The 23,033-nt window shown below is 64.6% G+C and carries 17 protein-coding genes; 7 read left to right on the top strand and 10 right to left on the bottom strand.

Annotated elements, in window-relative coordinates:
- Positions 1-718 precede the first annotated feature (718 nt).
- From G3N59_RS30120 to G3N59_RS30105, 4 genes are all read left to right on the top strand, one after another.
- A complete protein-coding gene (locus tag G3N59_RS30120) occupies positions 719-1,585 on the top strand; it encodes an IclR family transcriptional regulator (RefSeq protein WP_205986478.1) in 867 nt (288 codons plus the stop codon).
- 562 nt (positions 1,586-2,147) lie between these two features.
- Positions 2,148-3,503: an MdtA/MuxA family multidrug efflux RND transporter periplasmic adaptor subunit gene (locus tag G3N59_RS30115; protein WP_205986477.1), complete on the top strand. Its 1,356-nt coding sequence runs from the start codon at positions 2,148-2,150 to the stop codon at positions 3,501-3,503.
- A gap of 5 nt (positions 3,504-3,508) precedes the next feature.
- Complete coding sequence (locus tag G3N59_RS30110) at positions 3,509-6,658, top strand: MdtB/MuxB family multidrug efflux RND transporter permease subunit (RefSeq protein ID WP_205986476.1); 3,150 nt, start codon at positions 3,509-3,511, stop codon at positions 6,656-6,658.
- A 4-nt stretch (positions 6,659-6,662) separates the two neighbouring features.
- On the top strand, positions 6,663-9,965 hold the full coding sequence (locus G3N59_RS30105; protein ID WP_205986475.1) for an efflux RND transporter permease subunit: 3,303 nt from the start codon (positions 6,663-6,665) through the stop codon (positions 9,963-9,965).
- Positions 9,966-10,050: 85 nt separating this feature from the next.
- Here the strand turns inward: G3N59_RS30105 and G3N59_RS30100 are convergent, their stop codons facing one another.
- Positions 10,051-10,503, bottom strand: coding sequence for an Lrp/AsnC family transcriptional regulator (locus G3N59_RS30100; protein WP_205986474.1), 453 nt, complete (start codon positions 10,501-10,503; stop codon positions 10,051-10,053).
- A gap of 139 nt (positions 10,504-10,642) precedes the next feature.
- Between G3N59_RS30100 and G3N59_RS30095 the strand changes: the two genes are divergently transcribed.
- Positions 10,643-11,278, top strand: coding sequence for a LysE family translocator (locus tag G3N59_RS30095; protein WP_346777961.1), 636 nt, complete (start codon positions 10,643-10,645; stop codon positions 11,276-11,278).
- Between the two features lie 6 nt (positions 11,279-11,284).
- Here G3N59_RS30095 and G3N59_RS30090 read toward each other — a convergent pair whose 3' ends face one another.
- The 7 genes from G3N59_RS30090 to G3N59_RS30060 form a co-directional block, all read right to left on the bottom strand.
- Entirely contained in the window at positions 11,285-11,965 is a 681-nt protein-coding gene (locus G3N59_RS30090; protein ID WP_205986473.1) for a nucleotidyl transferase AbiEii/AbiGii toxin family protein, read from the bottom strand.
- Entirely contained in the window at positions 11,962-12,441 is a 480-nt protein-coding gene (locus G3N59_RS30085; RefSeq protein ID WP_205986472.1) for a helix-turn-helix domain-containing protein, read from the bottom strand. Before G3N59_RS30085 ends, G3N59_RS30090 begins: the two co-directional genes overlap by 4 nt.
- Before the next feature lie 122 nt (positions 12,442-12,563).
- The gene (locus G3N59_RS30080; protein ID WP_205986471.1) at positions 12,564-12,824 is read right to left on the bottom strand and encodes a hypothetical protein; all 261 of its coding nucleotides are present in this window, start codon (positions 12,822-12,824) and stop codon (positions 12,564-12,566) included.
- A gap of 38 nt (positions 12,825-12,862) precedes the next feature.
- Positions 12,863-13,402, bottom strand: coding sequence for an outer membrane protein assembly factor BamE (gene bamE / locus G3N59_RS30075; RefSeq protein WP_205986470.1), 540 nt, complete (start codon positions 13,400-13,402; stop codon positions 12,863-12,865).
- A gap of 67 nt (positions 13,403-13,469) precedes the next feature.
- Positions 13,470-13,937 (bottom strand): hypothetical protein, encoded by a 468-nt coding sequence (locus tag G3N59_RS30070; protein ID WP_205986469.1) that lies wholly within the window; start codon positions 13,935-13,937, stop codon positions 13,470-13,472.
- 194 nt (positions 13,938-14,131) lie between these two features.
- Positions 14,132-14,695, bottom strand: a complete 564-nt coding sequence (locus G3N59_RS30065; RefSeq protein ID WP_205986468.1) for a peroxiredoxin — start codon at positions 14,693-14,695, stop codon at positions 14,132-14,134.
- A 179-nt stretch (positions 14,696-14,874) separates the two neighbouring features.
- Positions 14,875-16,245, bottom strand: a complete 1,371-nt coding sequence (locus tag G3N59_RS30060) for an EAL domain-containing protein (protein WP_205986467.1) — start codon at positions 16,243-16,245, stop codon at positions 14,875-14,877.
- Between the two features lie 447 nt (positions 16,246-16,692).
- On the opposite strand from G3N59_RS30060, the gene G3N59_RS30055 reads away from it, so the two are divergent.
- Both G3N59_RS30055 and G3N59_RS30050 read left to right on the top strand, forming a co-directional pair.
- Positions 16,693-18,726 (top strand): GGDEF domain-containing protein, encoded by a 2,034-nt coding sequence (locus G3N59_RS30055; RefSeq protein ID WP_205986466.1) that lies wholly within the window; start codon positions 16,693-16,695, stop codon positions 18,724-18,726.
- 48 nt (positions 18,727-18,774) lie between these two features.
- Positions 18,775-20,217, top strand: coding sequence for an HDOD domain-containing protein (locus tag G3N59_RS30050; protein WP_205986508.1), 1,443 nt, complete (start codon positions 18,775-18,777; stop codon positions 20,215-20,217).
- 96 nt (positions 20,218-20,313) lie between these two features.
- On the opposite strand, the gene G3N59_RS30045 is transcribed toward G3N59_RS30050, so the two are convergent.
- Positions 20,314-21,537, bottom strand: a complete 1,224-nt coding sequence (locus G3N59_RS30045) for an EAL domain-containing protein (protein ID WP_241024441.1) — start codon at positions 21,535-21,537, stop codon at positions 20,314-20,316.
- Between the two features lie 488 nt (positions 21,538-22,025).
- Positions 22,026-22,826 carry an ABC transporter substrate-binding protein gene (locus G3N59_RS30040; protein WP_205986464.1) on the bottom strand — a complete coding sequence of 267 codons (801 nt, stop codon included), beginning with the start codon at positions 22,824-22,826 and terminating at the stop codon, positions 22,026-22,028.
- Between the last annotated feature and the right edge of the window lie 207 nt (positions 22,827-23,033).

Here is a 23,033-nt window from a genome sequence, read left to right as displayed (position 1 = left end):
GGCAAAGCTCGCCGAACGGATCGGGGGGTGGAATTCCGCAATGATGTGCGCCAGCGCACAGCGAAAAAAAAGCGCCACGTGTGAACGTGACGCTTTGAAAAGTTCTAGCCATTCCGAGGGCCGTGCTAGAACCTGAGAGACGGTATTCGACCTGTGGACCGGGCCGGCAGCGAATCGCGAAGTAATCCTTGAAGCAATCGTATCCAGATAATGGGATTTATGCGTTATGCATAAACCGCGGCACTTAAAAACCTCGCAAGATTCGCGAGGTTTGGGGTTCAAGCCGATGTTTCAGACGACCTTGAAACGATTCGAAACCCTTGCCATACGATCGCACTACAGACTTCACCACGATTGCGCCATGACCGCAGAAACCGCGACTACGCCGTGCGTTGTCAAGATTTCGAGATCCTGTCGAAATTAGATTCCATTTTTTACCCAGATGCTGACTAAGTCAAGCAATTTCTCGCCAGATTACGCGAACTATCAAACAGAACACATTATGTTTTTTGAATAACGATGTGGCCCGTGTTTTCCGCACATTTGTTGATATGACGCGGGTTTCGTCCGATGGAAAGCGGTCATGCCCACATTCCGGTCCGTCGGGGCGTGCTATAGCAGCTTTGCACGCGATGCAATGAAACGTGAAATTGTGTTCCGGAAAACACGAAAAGCAACAAGACAAATTAATTTACAACTACGCCTGAGAGCTTTGCCGATGAATTCCACGCCCCCCTCCCGTGCCGACGCGGCGCGGGACACCAAAGACGGCAGCGCCGAAGAAGTCACTGCGCTCGCGCGCGGCCTCGCCGTGCTGCGCGCCATCGCCGCGGCCGAAACGCCGCTGGGCAATCGCGAACTGACGGAGCTTACCGGTATTCCCAAAGCCACGCTTTCGCGCCTGACCGGCACGCTAGTGTCCACCGGTTTCCTCGCGCGCCTGCCCGACAGCGAACGCTTCGTGCTGACTTCGTCGGTGCTGGAACTGTCGAGCGGCTTCCTGCGCAACGCCGATCTGCGCGAGCGCGCCCGTCCGTTCCTCACGCGCCTGGCCGAGCGCACCGCCCTTTCGGTGCATCTTGCCGTGCGCGACCGGCTCGATATGGTGGTGATCGACGCAATCCGGCCGCGCTCGGCCGTGCTGGTGTCGCGGCTCGAAGTGGGTTCGCGCATCGACATGAGCCGCACGGCCGTGGGGCGCGCGTATCTGGTCTCGCTCGACGCTCACACGCGGGCCGAACTGACCTCGGCGCTGCAGGCCGCTGCGGGCAACGATTGGGGCTTTGTCAGCAGCCGGCTCGACGCCGCACTCGCGGAAACCGCTGCGCAGGGCTACGGCATGGCCGTCGGCGAATGGTATGAAGGCCTGAACGCCATCGCGGGCGCGTTCGCGGGACCGAACGGCGAGCTTTACGCGATCAATTGCGGCGGCGCGGCCCAGCAGTGTCCGCGCGACTGGCTCGTCTCGCATGCCGTGCCGCTGCTGCGCGAATGCGTCGAGCGCATCGCGGCCGAAATCGGCGGCACGCCCTGCCTGCCGCCACCGTTGCGCACGCGCGCAACCGAGAACGGCCATCCGCGCTAAAAAATCCGCGCTAACTCCCCTTATTTCTGACGACCGACGACCCAAATCCTTACACAGGCCTGATACGACCTGTAACCTCCGTAACGCCTCGAAAGATACGGCACTGGACGGTAACAAAGGGCGCAACGTAGCATCATGCTTTTCAGGTAGCGTGAGCTGCCGGTAAGGCGTCGGTCAGTCATTCGTACGCCGTCGCAAGCGCACGCGCTTGCGTGGCGCGAGGTTGCCAGGCGACATCGGGAAGCAAAGCGCAAAGCGGCAACGCGAGGTCAGCCGCTCGCCAGCACACCGGGCAGCGGACCCGGCAGCGAACTGCGCAGCGACCCGCACCGCGCATCGTCCCCGTCGCCCGCCCAGGCCCGCCTTTCGCGATCCAGCCAGCCAGCCTCACGAGGCCCGCCAGCCGGCACCTGACATCAAGCTTGCGCGCTTCTCGCGTAGCATCGGCATCCTTGGCCGCGCGGCCAGCGGCGCCCATGCCCGCCCGCACGCACGCGCCAGACCGCCTAACCGACACGCACGTCTCTACGCACGTCACCGATACTCGCAACCGACCTGACCGATGGATCAACAAGAAAAGCGCCCGGATTCCCCTCGTCGAGATACGCCGTCATCGTCCGCCCCGGCACCGCGCAAACGGCGCGGCAAGCTGATTGCATTGGGTATCGTGCTGGTTGTGGCGGCCATCGTGCTGCTGCGCTGGCAGCCCTGGAACCGTAATCCGTCCAGCGGCGCGGGTGCGCCCAACGCCGCGAGCGGCGGCAAACATGCGGGACGCGGCGGCGCCATGGCCAACATGCCGCAGCCGGTCAGCGTGGCGACGGCCAAGGCCGGCGACATGCCCATCGTCATCACCGCGCTCGGCACGGTCACGCCGCTGGCCGACGTCACGGTGCGCACGCAACTATCGGGCACGCTGCAAAGCGTCAACTTCCAGGAAGGCCAGATGGTCAACAAGGGCGACGTGCTCGCCCAGATCGACCCGCGCCCGTACCAGATTTCGCTCGCCAACGCCGAAGGCCAGTTCGCGCGCGACCAGGCGCTGCTGGCCACCGCCCGCCTCGACCTGAAGCGCTACCAGACGCTGCTCGCGCAGGACTCGATCGCGAGCCAGCAGGTCGACACGCAAGCCTCGCTCGTCAAGCAGTACGAAGGCACGGTCAAGTCCGATCAGGCCAACATCGACACCTACAAGCTCGATCTCACCTACGCGCGCGTGACCGCGCCGGTGTCGGGCCGCGTGGGTCTGCGCCAGGTCGATCCGGGCAACTATGTGACTTCGGGCGACACCAACGGGCTCGTCGTGCTCACGCAATTGCAGCCGATCAGCGTGATCTTCACGACCTCCGAAGACAACCTCCCGTCGATCATGAAGCAGCTGCACGCCGGCACGAAGATGTCCGTGGCGGCCTACGACCGCAGCAATACCACGCTGCTGGAAAACGGCTTCGTGCAGACCATCGACAACCAGATCGACACCACCACGGGCACCGTCAAGCTGCGCGCGAGCTTCGCCAACAACGACCAGATGCTGTTCCCGAACCAGTTCGTCAATGCGCGACTGCTCGTCGATACGATCCACAACGCCGTGATCGTGCCGACTTCGGCGGTGCTCAACGGCTCGCAAGGCCAGTACGTGTACGTGGTCAAGGCGGACAACACCGTCACGGTGCGCGTCGTGAAAGTGGGCCCGGTCGATGCCGAGCGCACCAGCATCGCCTCGGGTCTCGCGGTGGGCGAGCGTGTCGTGATCGACGGCTCGGACCGTCTGCGCGAAGGCGCGAAGATCACGATTCCCGCCGAGCATCCGAAGCATGCCTCGGGCGCTTCCGGCGCGTCGGGCGCCGCCGCAGCATCGGGCGCTTCGGGCGCACACCACGGCCATCGCCGCCACGCCTCTGAGACTTCGGGCCAGTAAGCCGCATGAATCCGTCCCGCGCCTTTATCCTGCGCCCGGTCGGCACGGCGCTGCTCATGGCGGCGATCATGCTGGTCGGTCTCGTCGCGCTGCATTTCCTGCCGCTGTCCGCGCTGCCTGAAGTCGATTACCCGACCATCCAGGTGCAGACCTTCTATCCGGGCGCAAGCCCGGATGTGATGACCTCCTCCGTGACCGCGCCGCTCGAACGCCAGTTCGGGCAAATGCCGTCGCTCAACCAGATGTCGTCGCAGAGTTCGGCGGGCGCTTCGGTCATCACGCTGCAGTTCAGCCTCGATCTGCCGCTCGATATCGCCGAACAGGAAGTGCAGGCCGCCATCAACGCGGCCGGCAACCTGCTGCCGTCCGACCTGCCGGCGCCGCCGATCTACGCCAAGGTCAATCCGGCCGACGCGCCGATCCTCACGCTCGCGATCACCTCGAAAACGCTGCCGCTCACGCAGATCCAGGATCTCGCCGATACGCGTCTTGCGCAAAAGATTTCGCAGGTCGCGGGCGTGGGTCTGGTGAGTCTGTCCGGCGGCCAGCGCCCGGCCGTGCGCATCCAGGCGAACCCGCGCGCGCTCGCGGCCTATGGCCTGAATCTCGACGATCTGCGCACCAGCATCTCGAACCTGAACGTCAACACGCCGAAGGGCAACTTCGACGGTCCGACGCGCGCCTACACCATCAACGCCAACGACCAGCTGACCGACGCCGACGCCTACAAGGACGCCGTCATCGCCTATCGCAACGGCCGCCCGGTGATGCTCACGGACGTGGCCAACATCGTGCAGGGCGCGGAGAACACCAAGCTCGGCGCGTGGGTGGACGACACGCCCGCGATCATCCTGAACGTGCAGCGCCAGCCCGGCGCGAACGTGATCGCCGTGGTGGACAACATCAAGACGCTGCTGCCGCAGTTGCAGGAATCGCTGCCGCAGTCGCTCGACGTGCAGATCGTCACCGACCGCACCACCACGATCCGCGCCTCGGTGCGCGACGTGCAGTTCGAACTGCTGATGTCGGTCGTGCTGGTCGTGCTGGTGATGTATCTGTTCCTCGCCAACATCTACGCGACCATCATTCCGAGCCTTTCGGTGCCGCTCTCGCTGATCGGCACGCTGGCCGTGATGTATCTGTGCGGCTTCTCGCTCGACAATCTTTCGCTGATGGCACTCACGATCGCGACCGGCTTCGTGGTGGACGACGCCATCGTCATGATCGAGAACATCGCGCGCTACGTGGAAGACGGCGACACGCCGCTCGAAGCGGCACTCAAAGGCTCGAAGCAGATCGGCTTCACCATCATCTCGCTGACGGTTTCGCTGATCGCCGTGCTGATTCCGCTGCTCTTCATGGGCGACGTGGTCGGGCGTCTGTTCCACGAATTCGCCATCACGCTGGCCGTGACCATCGTGATTTCGGCGATCGTCTCGCTCACGCTGGTGCCGATGATGTGCGCGAAGATGCTGCGCCACACGCCGCCCACCGAAAGCCGCCGTTTCGAGACGCGCGTGCATGCGTTCTTCGACTACATCATCGGCCGTTACGGCGTGGCGCTCGAATGGGTGCTGGCGCGCCAGCGTCTCACGCTGCTGGTGTTCGCGATCACGCTGGTGCTCACCGGCTTTCTCTACGTGGCGGTGCCCAAGGGCTTCTTCCCCGTGCAGGATACCGGCGTGATCCAGGCGATCACGCAGGCGCCGCAGTCGGTCTCGTACGCTTCGATGGCCGAACGCCAGCAGGCGCTCGCCGACGAAATCCTCAAGAACGACAACGTCGAAAGCCTGACGTCGTTTATCGGCGTGGATGGCACCAACATCACGCTCAACAGCGGGCGCATGCTGATCAACCTGAAGGCGCGCGACGACCGCAGCGAAACCGCGAGCGAGATCATCCGCGATCTGCAGCAATCGACCTCGCACGTGCCGGGCGCGACGCTCTATATGCAGCCGGTGCAGGATCTGACGATCGACTCGACCGTGAGTCCGACGCAGTATCAGTTCATGCTCACGACGCCCAACATCCAGGACTTCACGACCTGGGTGCCCAAGCTCGTGCGCCGTCTGCAGCAAGTGCCCGAACTCGCCGATGTCGCCACCGACCTGCAGGATCAGGGATCGTCGGTATTCATCGAGATCGACCGCGCGAGCGCGGCGCGCTACGGCATCACGCCCGCGACCGTCGACAACGCGCTTTACGACGCCTACGGCCAGCGCATCATCTCGACGATCTTCACGCAGTCGAACCAGTACCGCGTGATCCTGGAAGCCGATCCGGTGATGCAGCACTACACCGATTCGCTGAACTCGATCTACCTGCCCTCCTCGACTTCGACCACCGGCCAGGTGCCGCTCTCGGCCATCGCGAAGTTCCACGAGCGGCCCGCGCCGCTGCTGGTCTCGCACCTCTCGCAGTTCCCGGCCACCACGGTGTCGTTCAACCTCGCGCCGGGCGCGTCGCTGGGCGCGGCGGTCAAGGCGATCCAGCAGGCCGAACAGGATATCGGCTTGCCCGGTTCGTTCCAGACGCGCTTCCAGGGCGCGGCGCTCGCGTTCCAGGCGTCGCTGTCGAACGAACTGTTCCTGATCCTCGCGGCTATCGTGACGATGTATATCGTGCTGGGCGTGCTCTACGAGAGCTTCGTGCATCCGATCACGATTCTCTCGACGCTGCCTTCCGCCGGGATCGGCGCGCTGCTTGCGCTGATGATCACCGGGCACGATCTGGACATCATCGGCATCATCGGCATCGTGCTGCTGATCGGTATCGTCAAGAAGAACGCGATCATGATGATCGACTTCGCGCTCGACGCCGAACGCAACGAAGGCAAGCCGCCGCGCGAGGCGATCTATCAGGCCTGCCTGCTGCGCTTTCGCCCGATCATGATGACGACGATGGCGGCGCTGCTCGGCGCCTTGCCGCTGATGCTCGGCACCGGCGCGGGTTCGGAATTGCGCCGGCCGCTGGGGATTGCGATCGCGGGCGGTCTGATCGTGTCGCAGGCGCTCACGCTGTTCACGACGCCGGTGATCTATCTGGCCTTCGACGCGCTCGCAGCGCGTATGCGCAAGCGTTTTGGCGGCGGTTCCAATCCCACCCCGCCAACCCCGCCCGCGCCGCCCGCGCCTTCGGCCGACGCGGAGCACTGACGCGATGAATCTCTCGCGCCCGTTCATTTCGCGCCCTGTCGCGACCACGCTGCTTGCGCTGGGCATCGCGCTCGCCGGCCTCTTCGCCTTCACGAAGCTGCCGGTGGCGCCGCTGCCGCAGGTGGATTTCCCCACCATCTCGGTGCAGGCGACCTTGCCGGGCGCCAGCCCGGAAACCGTGGCGACCAGCGTGGCGAGCCCGCTGGAACGTCACCTCGGTTCGATCGCCGACGTCTCCGAGATGACCTCGCAAAGCTCGGTGGGCAGCACGCGCATCACGCTGCAGTTCGGCCTGAACCGCGACATCGATGGCGCCGCCCGCGACGTGCAGGCGGCCATCAACGCCGCGCGCGCCGACCTGCCCACGAGCCTGCGCTCGAACCCCACGTACCACAAGGTCAATCCCGCCGACGCGCCGATCCTGATTCTCGCGCTCACCTCGCCCACGCTGACGCCCGGCCAGTTGTACGACTCGGCGGCCACGGTGCTGCAGCAGTCGCTCTCGCAGGTGGACGGTATCGGCGAAGTCGATGTGAACGGCTCGGCGAACCCCGCCGTGCGCATCGAACTGGAACCGCATGCGCTGTTCCATTACGGCATCGGTCTCGAAGACGTGCGCGCCGCGCTGGCCTCGGCGAACGCGAACAGTCCGAAGGGCGACATCGAGTTCGGTCCGCAGCGCTACCAGCTCTACACCAACGACCAGGCGAGCAAGGCCAGCCAGTACAAGGACCTCGTGATCGCCTACCGCAACAACGCGGGCGTCAAGCTCTCGGATGTGAGCGAAGTGGTCGATTCGGTGGAAGACCTGCGCAATCTGGGTCTGACCAACGGCAAGCATTCGGTGCTGGTGATCCTGTACCGCCAGCCCGGCGCGAACATCATCGAGACCGTCGACCGCGTGATCGCGATGCTGCCGCAACTGAAGGCCTCGCTGCCCGCCGATGTCGACGTGATCCCCACTTCCGACCGGTCGGTGACGATCCGCGCCTCGCTCAAGGACACCGAACGCACGCTCCTCATCGCCGTGGCGCTGGTGGTGATGGTGGTGTTCCTGTTCCTGCGCAACTGGCGCGCGACGCTGATCCCGAGCGTAGCCGTGCCGATCTCGATCATCGGCACCTTCGCGGCGATGTATCTGATGGGTTTTTCGCTCGACAACCTCTCGCTGATGGCGCTGACCATCGCGACGGGCTTCGTCGTCGACGACGCCATCGTGGTGCTGGAAAACATCTCGCGGCACATCGAGAACGGCAAATCGCGAATGGAGGCGGCGCTGATCGGCGCGCGCGAAGTGGGCTTCACGGTGCTCTCGATCAGCGTCTCGCTGGTGGCCGTGTTCCTGCCGATCCTGCTGATGGGCGGCATCGTCGGCCGGCTGTTCCGCGAATTCGCGCTGACGCTGTCGCTGGCGATTGCGGTGTCGCTGGCCGTCTCGCTCACGCTCACGCCGATGATGTGCTCGCGTCTGCTCGAAGAAAAACACGAGAAGAAGGAAGAAGGCCGCTTCGCGCAGTGGCTGGAGCGCAATTTCATGCGCCTGCAGAACGGCTACGAGCGCACGCTCGGCTGGGCGCTCGCGCGGCCGCTGCTGATCCTGCTGATCCTGATCGCCACCATCGCGCTGAACGTCGTGCTCTACGTGATCGTGCCCAAGGGCTTTTTCCCGCAGCAGGACACCGGGCGTCTGATCGGCGGCATTCAGGCCGACCAGTCCACCTCGTTCCAGGCGATGAAAGTGAAGTTCGCCGAGATGCAGCGCATCGTGCAGGCCAATCCGGCGGTCGATTCGGTGGCGGGCTTCACGGGCGGACGCGCGACCAACGCGGGCTTCATGTTCGTCTCGCTCAAACCCAAGAGCGAGCGCAAGATTTCCGCCGATCAGGTGATCGCGCAACTGCGCGGTCCGCTCTCGAACGTCGCCGGCGCGCGCACCTTCCTGCAGGCGGTGCAGGACATCCGCGTGGGCGGGCGCCAATCGAACGCGCAATACCAGTTCACCCTGCTCGCCGATAACACCGCCGATCTCTACAAGTGGGGGCCAAAGCTCACTGAGGCTTTGCAGGCACGCCCCGAACTCGCCGACGTCAATTCGGACCAGCAGCAAGGCGGTCTGGAAGCGATGGTGACGATCGACCGCAAGAGCGCCGCGCGCCTGAACATCACGCCTTCGCAGATCGACAACACGCTTTACGACGCGTTCGGCCAGCGCCAGGTCTCGACGATCTACAACCCGCTGAACCAGTACCACGTCGTGATGGAAGTCGCGCCGAAATACTGGCAAAGCCCGGACATGCTCAACCAGATCTGGGTCAGCACTTCGGGCGGCACGGCGAGCGGCGCGCAGAGCACCAACGCGACGGCGGGCACGGTCACGGCGACCACCAGTGCGTCGACGGGCGGCACGAGCGGCACCACGGCAACGAGCGCGGCCACCCTCGCCGCCGATTCCGCACGCAACCTCGCGACCAACTCACTCGCCGCCAGCGGCAAGTCGAGCGCGTCGTCGGGCGCGGCGGTGTCGACGTCGAAGGAAACCATGATTCCGCTGTCGGCGATTGCCTCGTTCGGGCCGGGCACGACGCCGCTCTCGGTGAACCACCAGAGCCAGTTCGTGGCCTCGACGATCTCGTTCAACCTGCCGCCTGGCAAATCGCTCTCGGACACCACGCAGGCCATTTACGACACGATGGCCGAGATCGGCATGCCGCAGACCATCCACGGCAGTTTCCAGGGCACGGCGCAGGCGTTCCAGCAGTCGCTCGACAACCAGCCGCTGCTGATTCTCGCCGCGCTGCTGGCCGTGTATATCGTGCTGGGCGTGCTCTACGAGAGCTACATCCACCCGCTGACGATTCTCTCGACGCTACCTTCGGCGGGCGTGGGCGCGCTGCTCGCGCTGCTGCTGTTCAAGACCGAGTTCAGCATCATCGCGCTGATCGGCGTGATCCTGCTGATCGGCATCGTCAAGAAGAACGCGATCATGATGGTGGACTTCGCGATCGAGGCCTCGCGTCAGGGTTTGAGTTCGCGCGATGCGATCTTCCAGGCGTGTCTGCTGCGCTTTCGCCCGATCATGATGACGACGTTCGCGGCGCTGCTGGGCGCGCTGCCGCTCGCGTTCGGCAGCGGCGAAGGCGCGGAATTGCGCGCGCCGCTGGGGATTTCGATCGTCGGCGGTCTGATCGTGAGTCAGATGCTCACGCTCTATACGACGCCGGTGGTTTATCTCTATATGGACCGCCTGCGCGTCTGGTGGGACGAGAAGCGCGGCAAGGTCGCGCCGCCGCCGCGTGCGGTGGAATAAGCGGTCGATGCGGTGAAACTGCGGTGAAAAACGAAGCGGCTGAAGCGAAAGTTTCAGCCGCTTTTTTTGTGGCGCTGGGTCAACGTCAAAGCGGCAACGGACGATCCTGAAAAATGCTCTTCATCACGAGCGTGGACGTCAGCCGCAACACCGAAGGCAACGGCAGCAGGCGGCGGTCGTAGAGCGTCTGGAACGCCTTCAGATCGCGCGTGACGACGTGCAGCATGTAATCGGGCTCGCCGAACAGACGCTCGGCGCGGGTGATCTCGGGAATGTCGACCAGCGCGTCCTCGAAATCCTGCACGTTCTCGCTGCTGCCTTCGCGCAGCGTCGCAAAGACGATCGCCGAAAAATTCAGCCCGACCGCCGACGGTTCGATCGTCGCCCGATATCCGCTGATGACCTGCGCGCCTTCGAGCGCACGCAGCCGCCGCTGGCACGGCGACAGGCTCAAGCCCACGCGCTCGCTCAGCTCGGTGATCGAAAGTCGTCCGTCCTGCTGAATCTCAGCAAGAATCTTGCGGTCAATGGCATCCATGCGCGAAATATTAGCGCGCGGACGCGCCTTCTGACAAGAAATAGGGAGCACTTCCCCGCTCCAAAACCCTAATATTTGCGACCCTGGCGCACGTGTCCGCACGCATCGTCATCACCGGAAAAGAAAGGGAAGTACGGCTGTGCAAGCAAGTTTGTTGACCGCGTTCTGGATCGTCTCGTTCTCTCTCGTCATGGTCCCCGGCGCGGACTGGGCCTATGCGATTTCAGCGGGCCTGCGCGGACGCGTGGTGGCGCCGGCGGTGGGCGGCATGCTGCTCGGCTATCTGGCGATCACGCTGGTGGTGGCGGCGGGCGTGGGCACGCTGGTGACGAGCGTGCCGGCCGTGCTGTCGGTGCTGACCGTGGTGGGTGGCGCGTATCTGCTGTGGCTGGGCGTGAAGACCGTGATGCGGCCGGCGTCGCAGCTTAGCGCGGGCGACGATCAGGCGCAGAGCAGCAAGCAAGGCTGGGCGCTGCGCGGCTTCGCGATCAGCGGGCTGAACCCGAAGGCGATTCTGCTGTTCGTGGCGCTGCTGCCGCAGTTCACGCGCAGCGACGCGGGCTGGTCGGTGTCGGTGCAGATTCTGGTGCTGGGCGTGCTGCACATGATCAACTGCGCGTCGGTGTATTCGGTCGTCGGGCTGGGCTCGAAGGCCGTGCTCGGCACGCGTCCGAAAGCGGCGCGCATGGTGAGCCAGCTCTCGGGCGCAGCGATGATCGTCGTGGCGGCGGTGCTGTTTGCCGAGCAGGTGTTCGCGTTTGTTCGGCACGGGTGAGAGGGGTTAGCGCGGGGCTTTCGCCGGCGCCGCGGGAATCGCTTGCAGAAAATCCGTCACCAGCGCCGCGCAGTATTCGAATGACGGCGAGTAATCCAGCGTACGGATATCGTTGAACCGGGAAGCCAGAAACGGACGATGTTCGACCAGCAGGCGCAGAAACGTCTCGCGATGCCGCACGAGAAATGCGCCCGCCGCCATCAGACTGTCGGGCTCGCGTTCGATCACGAGACCAAGATCGAACAGGTCGCGCGCCGCAGGACGATCGCCGCGATACCACATCTTCTTGGCCACGATCTCCGCCGCCGTCTCTACCTTGACCGCTTCGCCCATGAGCGTCCATTCGTCGAAGCCCGGCGACGTCAGATTCTGCGACACCACGAAGTCAATTTCCCCAGCGGGCAGGATCAGCTTCACGAATTGCGCGTGTTCCTCGTAGTCCGCGGTGATATCCGCCGCAGTGGAATTGATGCGCGGATTCACGTAGCCGAGGTACTGCGGATTCGGCACGAAGATATCGATGTCGCGACTCAGACGATGTCCGTAACGCAGCATCAGCACCGTGCCACCGCCAAACGTCCAGAACGGGCTCGAAGTGCCATGCGTGCGGATCTCATCGATAAGTCGCAACGCCTCCCGAAAGAGCGGCTGCCACGGGCCGTCGGGCAACGTCGCGGGAACATTCATACCCACACTCCCCGATAAAGATGCAACGCCTTCGACCAGGCAGCGAGGTTCTTCCAGATCTGGCGCGCGGGCGTCCCTGAACTCATCGACGCCTCTTCGACCGCCTTGACGACAACCGGCACGGGCACTTCGTCGAGGATCGTCGAAATCTGCGATTCGCAGCCTGCGGGAATCTGACCGGAAGCAAGCGCTTTCGCCAACTGGCGCTCGGTGAGATGGCCTTCGTAGCTGACGTTCGCGCTCACGGCCGCCTTGTAGAGCCCGCGCTGCTGCGGCCGCGCCGACGCGGCAAGTTCGAGGCCGAGCACACTCATCAGGGTGATCAGCTTGTTGATCCCCAAATCCTTGAGCTTGCCCGATTCGAGTTGATTGATGGTCAGGCGCGAGAGCCCGGCGAGCTTCGCCAGTTGCGCCTGGGTCAGATCGAGTTCTGCACGCCGCTGCGCGACGGCTTGTCCCATCTCGTAGAGTTGCATGACGGCCTCCGGGGCCGCCTTGTCGCCGGCCCATTGATGTAAAGTATACCTTACATCGACTAACATCAAGTCAGGCTGCCGCCAGGCAGTTTCAACGTCTTCGTGGCCTCAGAGCTTGCGCCTCACCCCCGCGCTTCTCTCCCTGCCCGCCGCATCTCCATCGGCAGGAACCGCACCAGCAGATGCAGCACCAGCGGCACGATGATCCCGTCGTCGATTACGCCCGCCACCGGCAGCGCGACATTGAACGGGTCCAGCGCATAAAGCGCCAGCAGCACCGTCGCCGGGATCAGCCACACCGGGCGGCCGGGCTGACGCAGCGCGTACCACAGCACGCGCGCATCGCCCTTCACGATTCTCCACAACAACGCCAGACGCTTCATTTCCCGACCCTCCGCGCAATCAAGCGCTCCCTGCCCGCTCAGTGCGTTCCGTGCCCTGGCGCATCCGAGCGCGAGGTGCGCACCACCAGCCCATCGGGCGAAAAGTGCGCATTGAACATGCCGTCGCCGGTCACGCCGCCTTCGGCCCAATGCCAGCTCCACACTTCCTCGTGACTCAGCGCGTACTTCGCCACTTCGGCGGGCTTGCCAAGCAGCCGGCGCACATCGTCCTGCGTCATGCCGGGCACGACCTGGGCGATATTCTGCGCGGTCAGCGCCTGGGTCATGGCGACGAGCTTGCCGTCGGCGTCGAAGTCGAGCATCCACGTATTCAGGCCGTTCGGGCCGCGCGGATATTCGAGCCGCTCGGTGCCGTCGTCGTTCTGCCAGACGATCTCGGGTTTGCCGGCCTTCTGGCGCACGTCCTCGACGGTCGATACGCCGATTTTCAGGCCGCCGAACGCCATCGAATCCGGCTTGATGGCGTTGACGGCGTCGGCGACTTTCTGCTGGTCGCAGGCGGTGAAGAGTGTCGCGCTCGCAGCGAGGGCAAGACCAAGGCAACAGGTGCGGAACATGGGCTATCTATGAACGATCAAGCGAGAATCAAGTGGGAAATCAACCAGATACGACTGTGCGCGGCCGTCAGAGTTTCTGCGCGATGGCGAGCGTGAAGATACGCGCCCAGCGTTTCGCCTCGCGCTCGCTGGGCATCGGCAATTGCCAGAGCGGTTTGCGCGCGTCGGCCACGCGCAGTGCGACATGCCAGCCGTTTGCATCGCGTGCGGGCTGCGCGCCTTGCAGATCGGCGAAGATGTACGCGCCGTGCTCCGCGCCTTGCGTGATTTCGCACAGGCGCTTGCCCGCAGCCAGCAGCACCTCACCCCACGGACCGGCGACGCGATGGGTCCAGTTCCCCTCGCCGCGCAAATTCGGCGCGATGTCACGGCGTCGCTGCAGCCACCACGCAATCAGCGCGATCACGACGGCCGCGGCCACCACAGCCGCGCCGATCGCCACGCCAACGCCGAAGCTTGCGGCAATGGCCTGATACGCGCGCACCGCGCCATAAACCAGCGCGGCGAAGGCAAAAAGCAGTACGAATATGGGCATACGAAAACGGACAGCACGCACGCTGCAAGGCGCGCGCGAACGAAGCAAAGGGGGAAGTCGCCGCGCATCGGATCGGGTCACCCGGAACGATGCAACGCGGCACGATAACAGCGCGCCGCCCTCGCCGTTTTGGCCCCGTGGCAAGAACTTGTCTCACCGCAAGGCCGCCACGTCCTCAGGCGCGCGCCGCCGGCTTACTGCTGCGGATGTTGCGCCGCCCATTCCTTGACGGCACGCAAGGTGTTCTCCACGTGCTGGTCGGGCGACAGGCTGGTGTATTCGTAGATGATCTTGCCGTCCGGCGCGATCACGTAAGACACGCGATTGGCCATCGACGCGTGCAGCGGCATCGACGCATCGTAAGACTTGATGATCTTCGAGTCTTCGTCGGCGGCCACCGGGAACTTGCTGCGGCACTCGCTCACCGAGAACTTCGTGAGCGTGTCGATGTTGTCGTGCGACACGCCAATCACCGTCGCACCGTACTTCTTGTATTCGTCGACGGCTTCGGCGAATTCATGCGCCTCGATCGTGCAGCCCTTGGTGAAGGCGGCCGGATAGAAGTACACCACCACCGGCCCCTTCTTGAGTTCGGAAGCGAGCGTGTAGGTGTAGGTCTTGCCACCCAGCGACGCCTGCGTCGTGAAGTCGGGCGCGGGGTCGCCCGGCTTGAGCGTGGCCTGCGCGCTCAGCGCGAACAGCGAAAGCCCGGCGCACACGAGCACTGCAGCGGCGCCCGCGAAATACCTCGGTTTCATGTCGGATGTCCTCGTGGTCCTTGAACGGGTCGCCGCCAGCAATGAACTGACGATGCACGCGCACTGCGCGGCGGCGAGCGCCCCTATTGGACCACACTCGGCTGCCGCGCGCAGAACGCGGCGCCGCATGGCTCATGTGGCTTACGCGGCTCTTTCAGCGCGTTGCTGCGTGCCGCGGATCAACCATCCGCGTAGGCGGAGAACCAGGCGCCCGCCCACAGGTTGAGTTCGCCGAGCAACGGCGGCGTGAGCGCCTCGAAACGTCCGCCCGCTTCGGCCACCAGCGATTGCGCGAGCTGGTCGTCGCCGCGTTCGGCCGCTTCGGCCACGCGCAGCAGCGTACCGAGTTCGCCGCGCTGGCCGTCCACGGCCTCGCTGATCTCGACCGACAGGCCAAGGCGTTCGAGCGTGTTCGCGGGCGTCGAGCCCACCAGCACGTGCACGAGCGAAAAGATGCCGGTCATGAAGGCGGCATCGGCGAAATCGGCGTCATTGGGCGCGAGGCTGCGCGCGGCCAGTTCCATGAAGTGCGATCGCGTACCGGCGAGTTGCACGAGCGGGTCCGAGCCCCACGGCAGATCGCGTCCGCTCGCGTAGAGCAACAGTTGCGCCCAGCGCGCGATCTGGCGCGTGCCCGCCGCCAGCACGGCTTCGCGCAGCGACGAGATCGGCCGGCCCGGCGCATAAGCGCTCGAATTGACGAGGCGCAGCAACTGCACCACCACGCCCGGATGGCTGCGCAATTCGGTTTCGAGTTCCGCGATACCCACGTCGCCCGCCACCAGCGCGAGCAGGCGCACCAGCGCCAGCCGCGAGGCACGCACCCGCGGCGCGCGCAACACCTGTGGACGCGCGAAGAAATAACCCTGGAACAGGTCGAAGCCCAGTTCGCGCGCGTATTCGAAGTCCTCGCGCGTCTCCACCTTCTCGGCGATCAGCGTCTTGCCTTCGGCCGAGATCGCGGCCACGAGCGCGGGCAGCGCCTCGCGCTCGGTCTGCAGCAGATCGACCTTGACGATGTCGGCGTATGGCAGCGCGCGGCGCAGGCCGTCGGTCAGCGCGTTCACATCGTCGAAGGCGATGCGGTAGCCCGCGCGGCGCAACTGCGCGAGACGTTCGAGCACCGCCGTATCGAAGCCCACATGTTCGAGCACTTCGAGCACGAAGCGGTCGGGCGGCAGCAGATGGACGATGTCGTCGAACAGCAGCTCGCGGCTCATGTTGACGTAGCCGTGATGGCGGCCCAGCACGGCCGGCACGCCGAGCTGGCCCATCGTGCGCGTCATCACCTGGGCGGTGGCGAGCGCGTCGTCGAAAACATCGGCGCGATTCTGCGGGCCGCCGCGAAATAGCAGCTCATAGGCGCTGAGCGCGCCGTTGCGGTCGAGGATCGGTTGCCGGCCCAGATAGACGAACGGCTGGGGACTGCCGGGCTGGGCAAACGGTGAGGCGGACTGCGCGTGCAGGTCGGACTGCGGAGCGCCGGGACCGCTATCGCCTGGCGCGGCCGGATGCTCCGGTCGTGCGGACGCTGACGATGAATCGGACATGGCGAAAAGGCTCGGGCGGATAAATTCGGTCTGGAAGACCCGGCCCGCGCGGAACACCTCGATGGGTTCCGGTCGCGCGGACCTGATCGGACAATAACCGGTCAAAAATTGGCGTACGGGAAAATGGCCGGTCTGGCGCCCCGGTTCTCATGCAGCCAATACAAAAGACTAACGCAAAGTCTTGCGCGTGGGGCGCTGAGCATGCATCCTGCATCGCCGGGGACGTCCGACCGGCGCCACTTTAACCGAATCTGGCCGTGCTGGCATCGCCCGCGGCGATGAGCGGGCCATCTCGTCGTTTTTTCTGCGCGGTCGCTAAAGATTTCGTGTACGGGGTCGATATCCCGGTCTGATGGGGCGTGTCATGCCGGTGGCCGATCCGCCCGCCCCGCGAGACGGACTCGACGCACACACGCCGACTAAGTACAAAGGTTGCCAGCGAAACACATGGAAGCGAACAGGATCTCCGCGCCCCGCCCGGGCTGGCTACGCACGGTCATGGGCCGTTTGCGGGCACGCACCGGCCGCCGAGGCGCAGCCGACGTTTCGCTCGCCGCGACAGGCGGCGCGCCGCTCGTTCCCGCCGCAGCGGATCTGGCGGCGCTGACCGCGCAGTCCGCCAGCCTGAACACGATGCAGGATGCATCGGGCACGGCCATTGCGCCGACGCCGAAGCTGCCTGCCGTCACCTCGGATTCCGTGTCGCGTTCGTTCGAACAGACTGCTTGCGCCGTCGACTTCCTCGTGCACGTCGATCGCAACCTGCGCTTTCTTTATGTTTCTGACGCGAGCCTGCGCTTTGCCGGCTATCACCGCGAATTCCTGCTCGGCGCGACGCTGCACGACCTCGTCGCGCCCGAACATCTCGCGCGTCTGGACGCCCTCTTCGTGCGCGTGATGGAAAGCGGCGGCGTGGAGAAAGAAACCGTCGATCTGATCAAGGCGCTGACCTATCCGATGGCCGTCGAGCTGCGTGTGCAGCGCGCGTCCTATGCGGGCATGGACGGCTTCGCGATCGCGGGCTTCGATGTCTCCGCATGGCAAGGCGCGCAGGCGCGTCTCACGCACGCACTGCATCACGACCCGCTCACCGGTCTGCCGAACCAGGCCGCGCTCGGTCCCGCACTCGAACAGGCCCAGGCCGAAGCCGACGCGCATGGCGTGCCGGTCGCCCTGCTGCTGCTCGATCTCGACGACTACCAGCGCGTGAACCGTGCGCTCGGCTATGACGCCGGCGACGAACTGCTGCGCGAAACCGCGCGCCGCCTGACCCATCTCGCCTTGCAGGGCGAGTTGATCGCGCGCATCGGCAGCGACGAATTCGCGATTCTCATCACGCCGCAACTGCGCGGCGAACCGGGCAACATCCGCGTGGCCGCCGAAGCGCTCGCGCGCCGTCTGCTCACCTCGATCCTGCAGCCCTACACGTTCCGCGATCAGCCCGTGCATCTGTCGGCGAGCATCGGCATTGCGTTCCATCCGGACCAGCGTATCCACGCTCCGGCTCATGCGGATGAAGCCAGCGATACCAACGATGCGCATACGGACAGCGCCGCCGACGATCCGACTGAAAAGCCGGCCGACCCGACGCCGCTGATCCGCCGCGCCGACCAGGCGCTGCAGCAAGCCAAGGCCGCGGGCGGCAACACCTTGATGTTGCATGTACCCGACAACGATCCGACCGACGCGCTGCGTCTGAAGCTCGAGTCCGATCTCTATGATGGCGTGCGCAACGGCGAGTTCTCGCTGCACTTCCAGCCCATCACCAGCAGCATCACGCGCGGGGTGGTCGGGGTCGAAGCGCTGATCCGCTGGCAACATCCATTGCACGGTCTCGTGCCGCCTTCAACGTTTATTCCGCTTGCGGAATCCGTCGGCCTGATTAATTATCTCGGCAACTGGGTTTTGAAAGCGGCCTGCATGCAGTTGACGCAATGGGACGAGCAAGGCATCGCCTTGCAGTACATCGCGGTCAACGTATCGCCGCAGCAGTTCCGCAATCCGCGATTCAAGGACAGCGTAGAGGAGGCGATCCAGCTCACAGGGCTCGATCCGCGTCGGCTTGTCTTCGAAATCACTGAGAGCCTGCTGATGCAAGACCCGCAACATGCGGTTAAGCTGCTCGAAGAGCTCACGGGCCTGGGCATCCGCTTTGCTGTGGATGACTTCGGCACCGGCTATTCGAGCCTTGCGTATTTGCAGCGCTTTCCGCTTTCGAAACTGAAGATCGACCGCAGCTTCGTCGAGAATCTGCTCACTTCGCGTAACGATCAGGCGATCGTCAACGCGGTAGTGGGGCTTGCGCGTACGCTCGAACTCGAACTCGTCGCCGAGGGCGTCGAAACCGAGGCGCAGCGCGAGTTGCTCACGAAGATGGGCTGCGACCACATCCAGGGATGGCTCGTCTGCAAGGCGTTGCCTTCGGAGGAGCTCTCGCAGCGTTTCGAGTCGCGCACCCTGCACGTCCACCGCGTGCACTGATGCCGACACCGATACACGCAGGGCATTAGCGAAATTGACATGGTTCAGATGGTAAAGGCTGTCCTGCTCGACCGGCTCTGGGCTCGCATGAACGAGCGCGGGGACTTCCCCATGCTGTCGCAATCGCTGCGCACCACGGTCGCCGCCATGACGAACGACGACTACGACTTCAGCGCGCTCGTGAAGGTCGTGCTGTCCGACTTCGCGCTCACGCAGAAGGTGCTGCGTCTGGCCAACTCGGCGATGTACATGGCTTTCGGCGGCAACATCACCACCGTCACGCGTGCGTTGATGGTGCTCGGCATGGATGCCGTGGGCCATCTCGTGGTGGGCCTGAAGATCGTCGATCACTTCCATCACAGCGCACCGCGCCGCATCGACGCCAAACTCGAACTCAACCGCACCATGCTGTCCGGCTTCGTGGCCCGCAAGCTCACGGAGCGCGGCGACCTGCGCGCCGGCGAGGAAGCCGTGGTCTGCACGCTGATGCGTCAGGTCGGCAAGCTGCTGGTGGTGTTCTATCTCGAACCCGAGTGGGACCAGATCCGCCGCGAATGCGACAACGGCGTGGGCGAGGACGAAGCCTGCATCGACGTGCTCGGCGTGACCTTTGCCGAGATCGGCCAGGATGCGGCTTCGCGCTGGCGTCTGCCCGAAGCGATCCGCGAAGGCATGGGCGAGTTCGATCCGGCCGGCACCGAGCCGCGCAACGTGCAGTGGCTGCGCGCGATCACCAACTATTCGACCGAAGTCGCGCGCGTGCTGACCACGCCTGGCCTCACCGAAGAAACGCGCGAAGAGCACATCACTGATCTCGCGCACTTCTATGGCCGCGCGCTGTCGACCGATCCGGAAACGCTGGTGCAGATGAGTCTGGCGCTCGCGCGCGAGGAAGCCGACGACGGCGTGATGCGCGAGATCGTCGAATTGCGGGCGAACGCCGATGCGATCGCGCGCGAATCGCTCGACCCGGAAGCGCGTATTTCGGCGGGCGTCGTGGACTTGCGCTCGCTGCCGCCCGACAGTTCGCTGAACACGGCGCTCACGCTCGCCACCGAAACCGTGCTGGCCGGTCTGGGCTTTGCGCGCACGGTGGTGTTCGTGCGGCGCGGCGCCAACATGTTCGAAGCGCAGCGCGGCTTTGGTCCGCAGATGGACGATGGTCTGGAAAAGCTGTCGTTCAGCGCGGCGTTCCAGCCCGATGTGTTCCATCTGGCCATCGCCAATTCGGTGGGCATCTTCATCGAGAATGCGCGCGACCCGAAAATGCTGGCGCGTCTGCCGGGCTGGTATCGCGCCCGCTTCGACGATACGCGCGCCTTCGTGCTGCTGCCGGTGGCCGTCCAGGGCGATGCGCCCGTCGCCCTGCTCTACGGCGACTGGCTGCTGACCCAGGAACCGCGCCGCATCTCGCAGAAGGAAATGAGCGCGCTCAACGAACTCGCGCACGAACTGTCGCGCTTCTTCGCGGCCAGTCCGGTCAAGGCCTGAACGTTTCAGGCCCGTTCGAGCGGGTAGCGGCGTGATTGCCGCGCCCGCTTCTCTCCGACGGCGCATCGCGCCGCTCCGCTCTCGTTTCTTCCCCGCTCAATCCTCGATACGCTCCAGTCCTTGCGCCTCGGCGTTGCGATCGGCGGTGCCCGCCCACGCCGCTGCCGTCAGGGCAAGCTCGGCCGCTGCGCCCAGATCGAGCGGCGCGAGCGATGCGCAGGCCATATCGGCCGTGGCCCAATCGCCGCTTTCCAGCGCTTCGATCACGTCGAGCAGACGTCCCAGCACGCCTTCGCGGTGCGCGATCGCCGCGCGGATCGGTTTGGCGATGCGCAGCACTTCGAGCGCGCTGTCGATCGAGCCGCCGAACACCGCATCGACGAACGAGAACACGCCCACCAGAAACGCGGCGCCCTCTTCGCTCGGCCCAGCCTCCGGCACGATGGCGGCAGCCAGTTCCATGAAGCGCGCACGCGTGGCGGCCAGTTGCAGCAGCGGATCGTCTTCGAGCTTGACCTTGCGGCCATCGGCGTAAAGCAGTAACTGCGTCCAGCGCGCGATGCGGTTGGTGCCCGTGGCGTTGATCGCCTCGCGCAGCGTCGTCACCCGGCGGCCCAGCGCATAGCCGCTCGAATTCGCGAGGCGCATCAAGTGCATCACCAGCACGGGATTGAGCTTGAGCTCCGCTTCGAGTTGCATCACCGTGGGCTCGGACGCGAGCAGTTGCAGCAGGTTGAGCAGCGCCTGACGCGGCGCGCTCGCACGGCGCAGACCGCCCTGATGCTTCGCGAAGTAATAGCCCTGGAACCGGTCGAAGCCGAGCGCGTGAGCGCGATCGTGGTCGGCGGCCGTTTCCACGTTGAGCGCAACGAGGATCTTGCCCGCCGACTTCAGCACGCTGGCGAACTTCGGCAGCAGCGCGGGCGCGATATCGCGCGTGTCGAGCTTGATGGCGTCGACGTAGGGCAACAGCTTCGCGAACGATTCGTCGGCCTTCGTCACGTTGTCGAGCGCGAAGCGATAGCGCTTCGCATGCAAGGCGACGAGACGCGCAACGAGTTCCGGGTCCGCGCCAATGCCGACCGGCAGTTCGAGGATCACGCTTTCGGGCGCGAGGCGCAGCAGCCTGTCGTCGAACAGCACTTCGCGCGTGACGTCGAGCCAGGCCGGATGGCCGCATAAGGCGGCGCGCAAAGCCGGCGTGCAGAAGCCCTTGATCAGCGCGGCGGCAGCCGTTGCCTGCGGGTCGACTTCGCCTTCGACTTCATGAAGCACTTCTCTGAGCACGACGCGCGGCAGTGTCTCGTACGCGCACAACATGCCGTCGCGGTCCAGCAGGGGCTGGCGCGCAAAATAGACCTGATATGGATCGGCCAGCGGGCCGCAGGATGGCTGTTCGCCTTCGACGCCGGACTCTTGCTGCCGGGCTACGGCACTGAAGCTCATGGTTCCCCCGCGAGGCGCCGTGCCAGAAGCGGCGCCAAGGTCGTATGGTGGTCTCTTTTCTGATTCGTTCTTGCTGGCCGCCGATGCGTGTTGTCCCGCGCTTTGACGTGCGCGATGACGCTAAAACACAACAGTCGCGGCCACTATTTCCTTACCAATTCTATCCTGGCCAATACGGCCAGCATATGAAGCAAACACTCAATTGCACAAAAATTATAGGGGTCCTGCGCCTGTTGCGTAGGGCTTTCACGCAAGGCAGAGCACAGCACTAATCAGCAATCCGAACTATTTATCGAGTAAAAAATACCGGCCAGACAGAGCTGGCCGGTAGCGTGTCCTGCAGTGCTTTTCAGCGTCGTGGCTTACTTCAGCACGACCTTCACGTCGAAGTACTTCGCGGCGATCTTGTCGATCGTGCCGTCAGCCTTCAGGTCCTTGAGCGCGCCGTTCAGGGCGGCCTTCAGCGCGGCGTCGTTCTTGCGCACGCCGTAGCCCACGCCTTCGCCGAGCAGCTTCGCGTCGACGACCTGCGGGCCCGCGAAGGCGAAGCCTGCGCCTTGCGGCTTGTTCAGGAAGCCCTTCGATGCGGCTTCTGCGTCCTGGAACGCAGCGTCCAGACGGCCCGAGACGAGATCGGCGTAGATCTGGTCCTGCGTCTGGTAAGGCACGACGTCGACGCCAGCCGGCGCCCACTTGGCCTTCGCGTAGGTTTCCTGGATCGTGCCCTGGAGCACGCCCACGTGCTTGCCCTTGAGCGATTCCGCGGTCGGCAGCAGCGGGCTGCCCTTCTTCGCGATCATCTGGTTGGGGATCGCGTAGATCGGATCGGTGAAATCAATCGCCTGGCGGCGTTGATCCGTGATCGTCATGTCCGAGTTGATGGCGTTGAACTTGCGCGCCTGCAGTGCCGGGATCAGGCCGTCGAACGAATTTTCCACCCACACGCACTTGACCTTGAGCTTCGCGCAGACGGCGTTACCGACGTCGATGTCGAAGCCTTGCAGTTCGCCGCTCGGCGACTTCGATTCGAAAGGCGCATACGACGCCTCGACGCCGAAGCGGATTTCCTTGAGGTCGGCGGCTTGCGCTGCCGAAATGCCCGCGCCGAAGGTGACGGCCGTGCAGAGCGCGAAAGTGGCCAGCTTGTTCCAGTTCATGTTCATCAATGTCTCTTTCCAGTCGAAATACGGTGCGCTCCGTCGGTTTGCGGGGCGCGGCACAGGATCGCTGCGCCAAAATTGCGGCTCAAACGATCGCACCCTCTGTGATGCGCCGCAGCAACCGCAGGGGCGCGATTGTACCGCGCCTTGCGCGCGCGCCCGCCAAACAGCCCTGCTGCGAAGATGCAATTGCGTGTCGTGGCTACGCAA

Source organism: Paraburkholderia sp. Ac-20340, from assembly GCF_017104965.1.
In the GTDB taxonomy this organism is placed as follows: Bacteria; Pseudomonadota; Gammaproteobacteria; order Burkholderiales; family Burkholderiaceae; genus Paraburkholderia.
Note: the sequence above shows the minus strand (reverse complement) of the source record. Positions and strands in the feature narration are given on the sequence as shown.

What these genes read in the sequence shown, in the direction of transcription:
- G3N59_RS30080 (WP_205986471.1), bottom strand. Translation starts at nt 12,824, where the DNA reads ATGAAGCGTCTGGCGTTGTTGTGGAGAATCGTGAAGGGCGATGCGCGC.
- bamE (WP_205986470.1), bottom strand. Translation starts at nt 13,402, where the DNA reads ATGTTCCGCACCTGTTGCCTTGGTCTTGCCCTCGCTGCGAGCGCGACA.
- G3N59_RS30105 (WP_205986475.1), top strand. Translation starts at nt 6,663, where the DNA reads ATGAATCTCTCGCGCCCGTTCATTTCGCGCCCTGTCGCGACCACGCTG.
- G3N59_RS30085 (WP_205986472.1), bottom strand. Translation starts at nt 12,441, where the DNA reads ATGCAACTCTACGAGATGGGACAAGCCGTCGCGCAGCGGCGTGCAGAA.
- G3N59_RS30110 (WP_205986476.1), top strand. Translation starts at nt 3,509, where the DNA reads ATGAATCCGTCCCGCGCCTTTATCCTGCGCCCGGTCGGCACGGCGCTG.
- G3N59_RS30055 (WP_205986466.1), top strand. Translation starts at nt 16,693, where the DNA reads ATGGAAGCGAACAGGATCTCCGCGCCCCGCCCGGGCTGGCTACGCACG.
- G3N59_RS30065 (WP_205986468.1), bottom strand. Translation starts at nt 14,695, where the DNA reads ATGAAACCGAGGTATTTCGCGGGCGCCGCTGCAGTGCTCGTGTGCGCC.
- G3N59_RS30070 (WP_205986469.1), bottom strand. Translation starts at nt 13,937, where the DNA reads ATGCCCATATTCGTACTGCTTTTTGCCTTCGCCGCGCTGGTTTATGGC.
- G3N59_RS30120 (WP_205986478.1), top strand. Translation starts at nt 719, where the DNA reads ATGAATTCCACGCCCCCCTCCCGTGCCGACGCGGCGCGGGACACCAAA.
- G3N59_RS30050 (WP_205986508.1), top strand. Translation starts at nt 18,775, where the DNA reads ATGGTAAAGGCTGTCCTGCTCGACCGGCTCTGGGCTCGCATGAACGAG.
- G3N59_RS30040 (WP_205986464.1), bottom strand. Translation starts at nt 22,826, where the DNA reads ATGAACATGAACTGGAACAAGCTGGCCACTTTCGCGCTCTGCACGGCC.
- G3N59_RS30060 (WP_205986467.1), bottom strand. Translation starts at nt 16,245, where the DNA reads ATGTCCGATTCATCGTCAGCGTCCGCACGACCGGAGCATCCGGCCGCG.
- G3N59_RS30045 (WP_241024441.1), bottom strand. Translation starts at nt 21,537, where the DNA reads ATGTTGTGCGCGTACGAGACACTGCCGCGCGTCGTGCTCAGAGAAGTG.
- G3N59_RS30090 (WP_205986473.1), bottom strand. Translation starts at nt 11,965, where the DNA reads ATGAATGTTCCCGCGACGTTGCCCGACGGCCCGTGGCAGCCGCTCTTT.
- G3N59_RS30115 (WP_205986477.1), top strand. Translation starts at nt 2,148, where the DNA reads ATGGATCAACAAGAAAAGCGCCCGGATTCCCCTCGTCGAGATACGCCG.
- G3N59_RS30100 (WP_205986474.1), bottom strand. Translation starts at nt 10,503, where the DNA reads ATGGATGCCATTGACCGCAAGATTCTTGCTGAGATTCAGCAGGACGGA.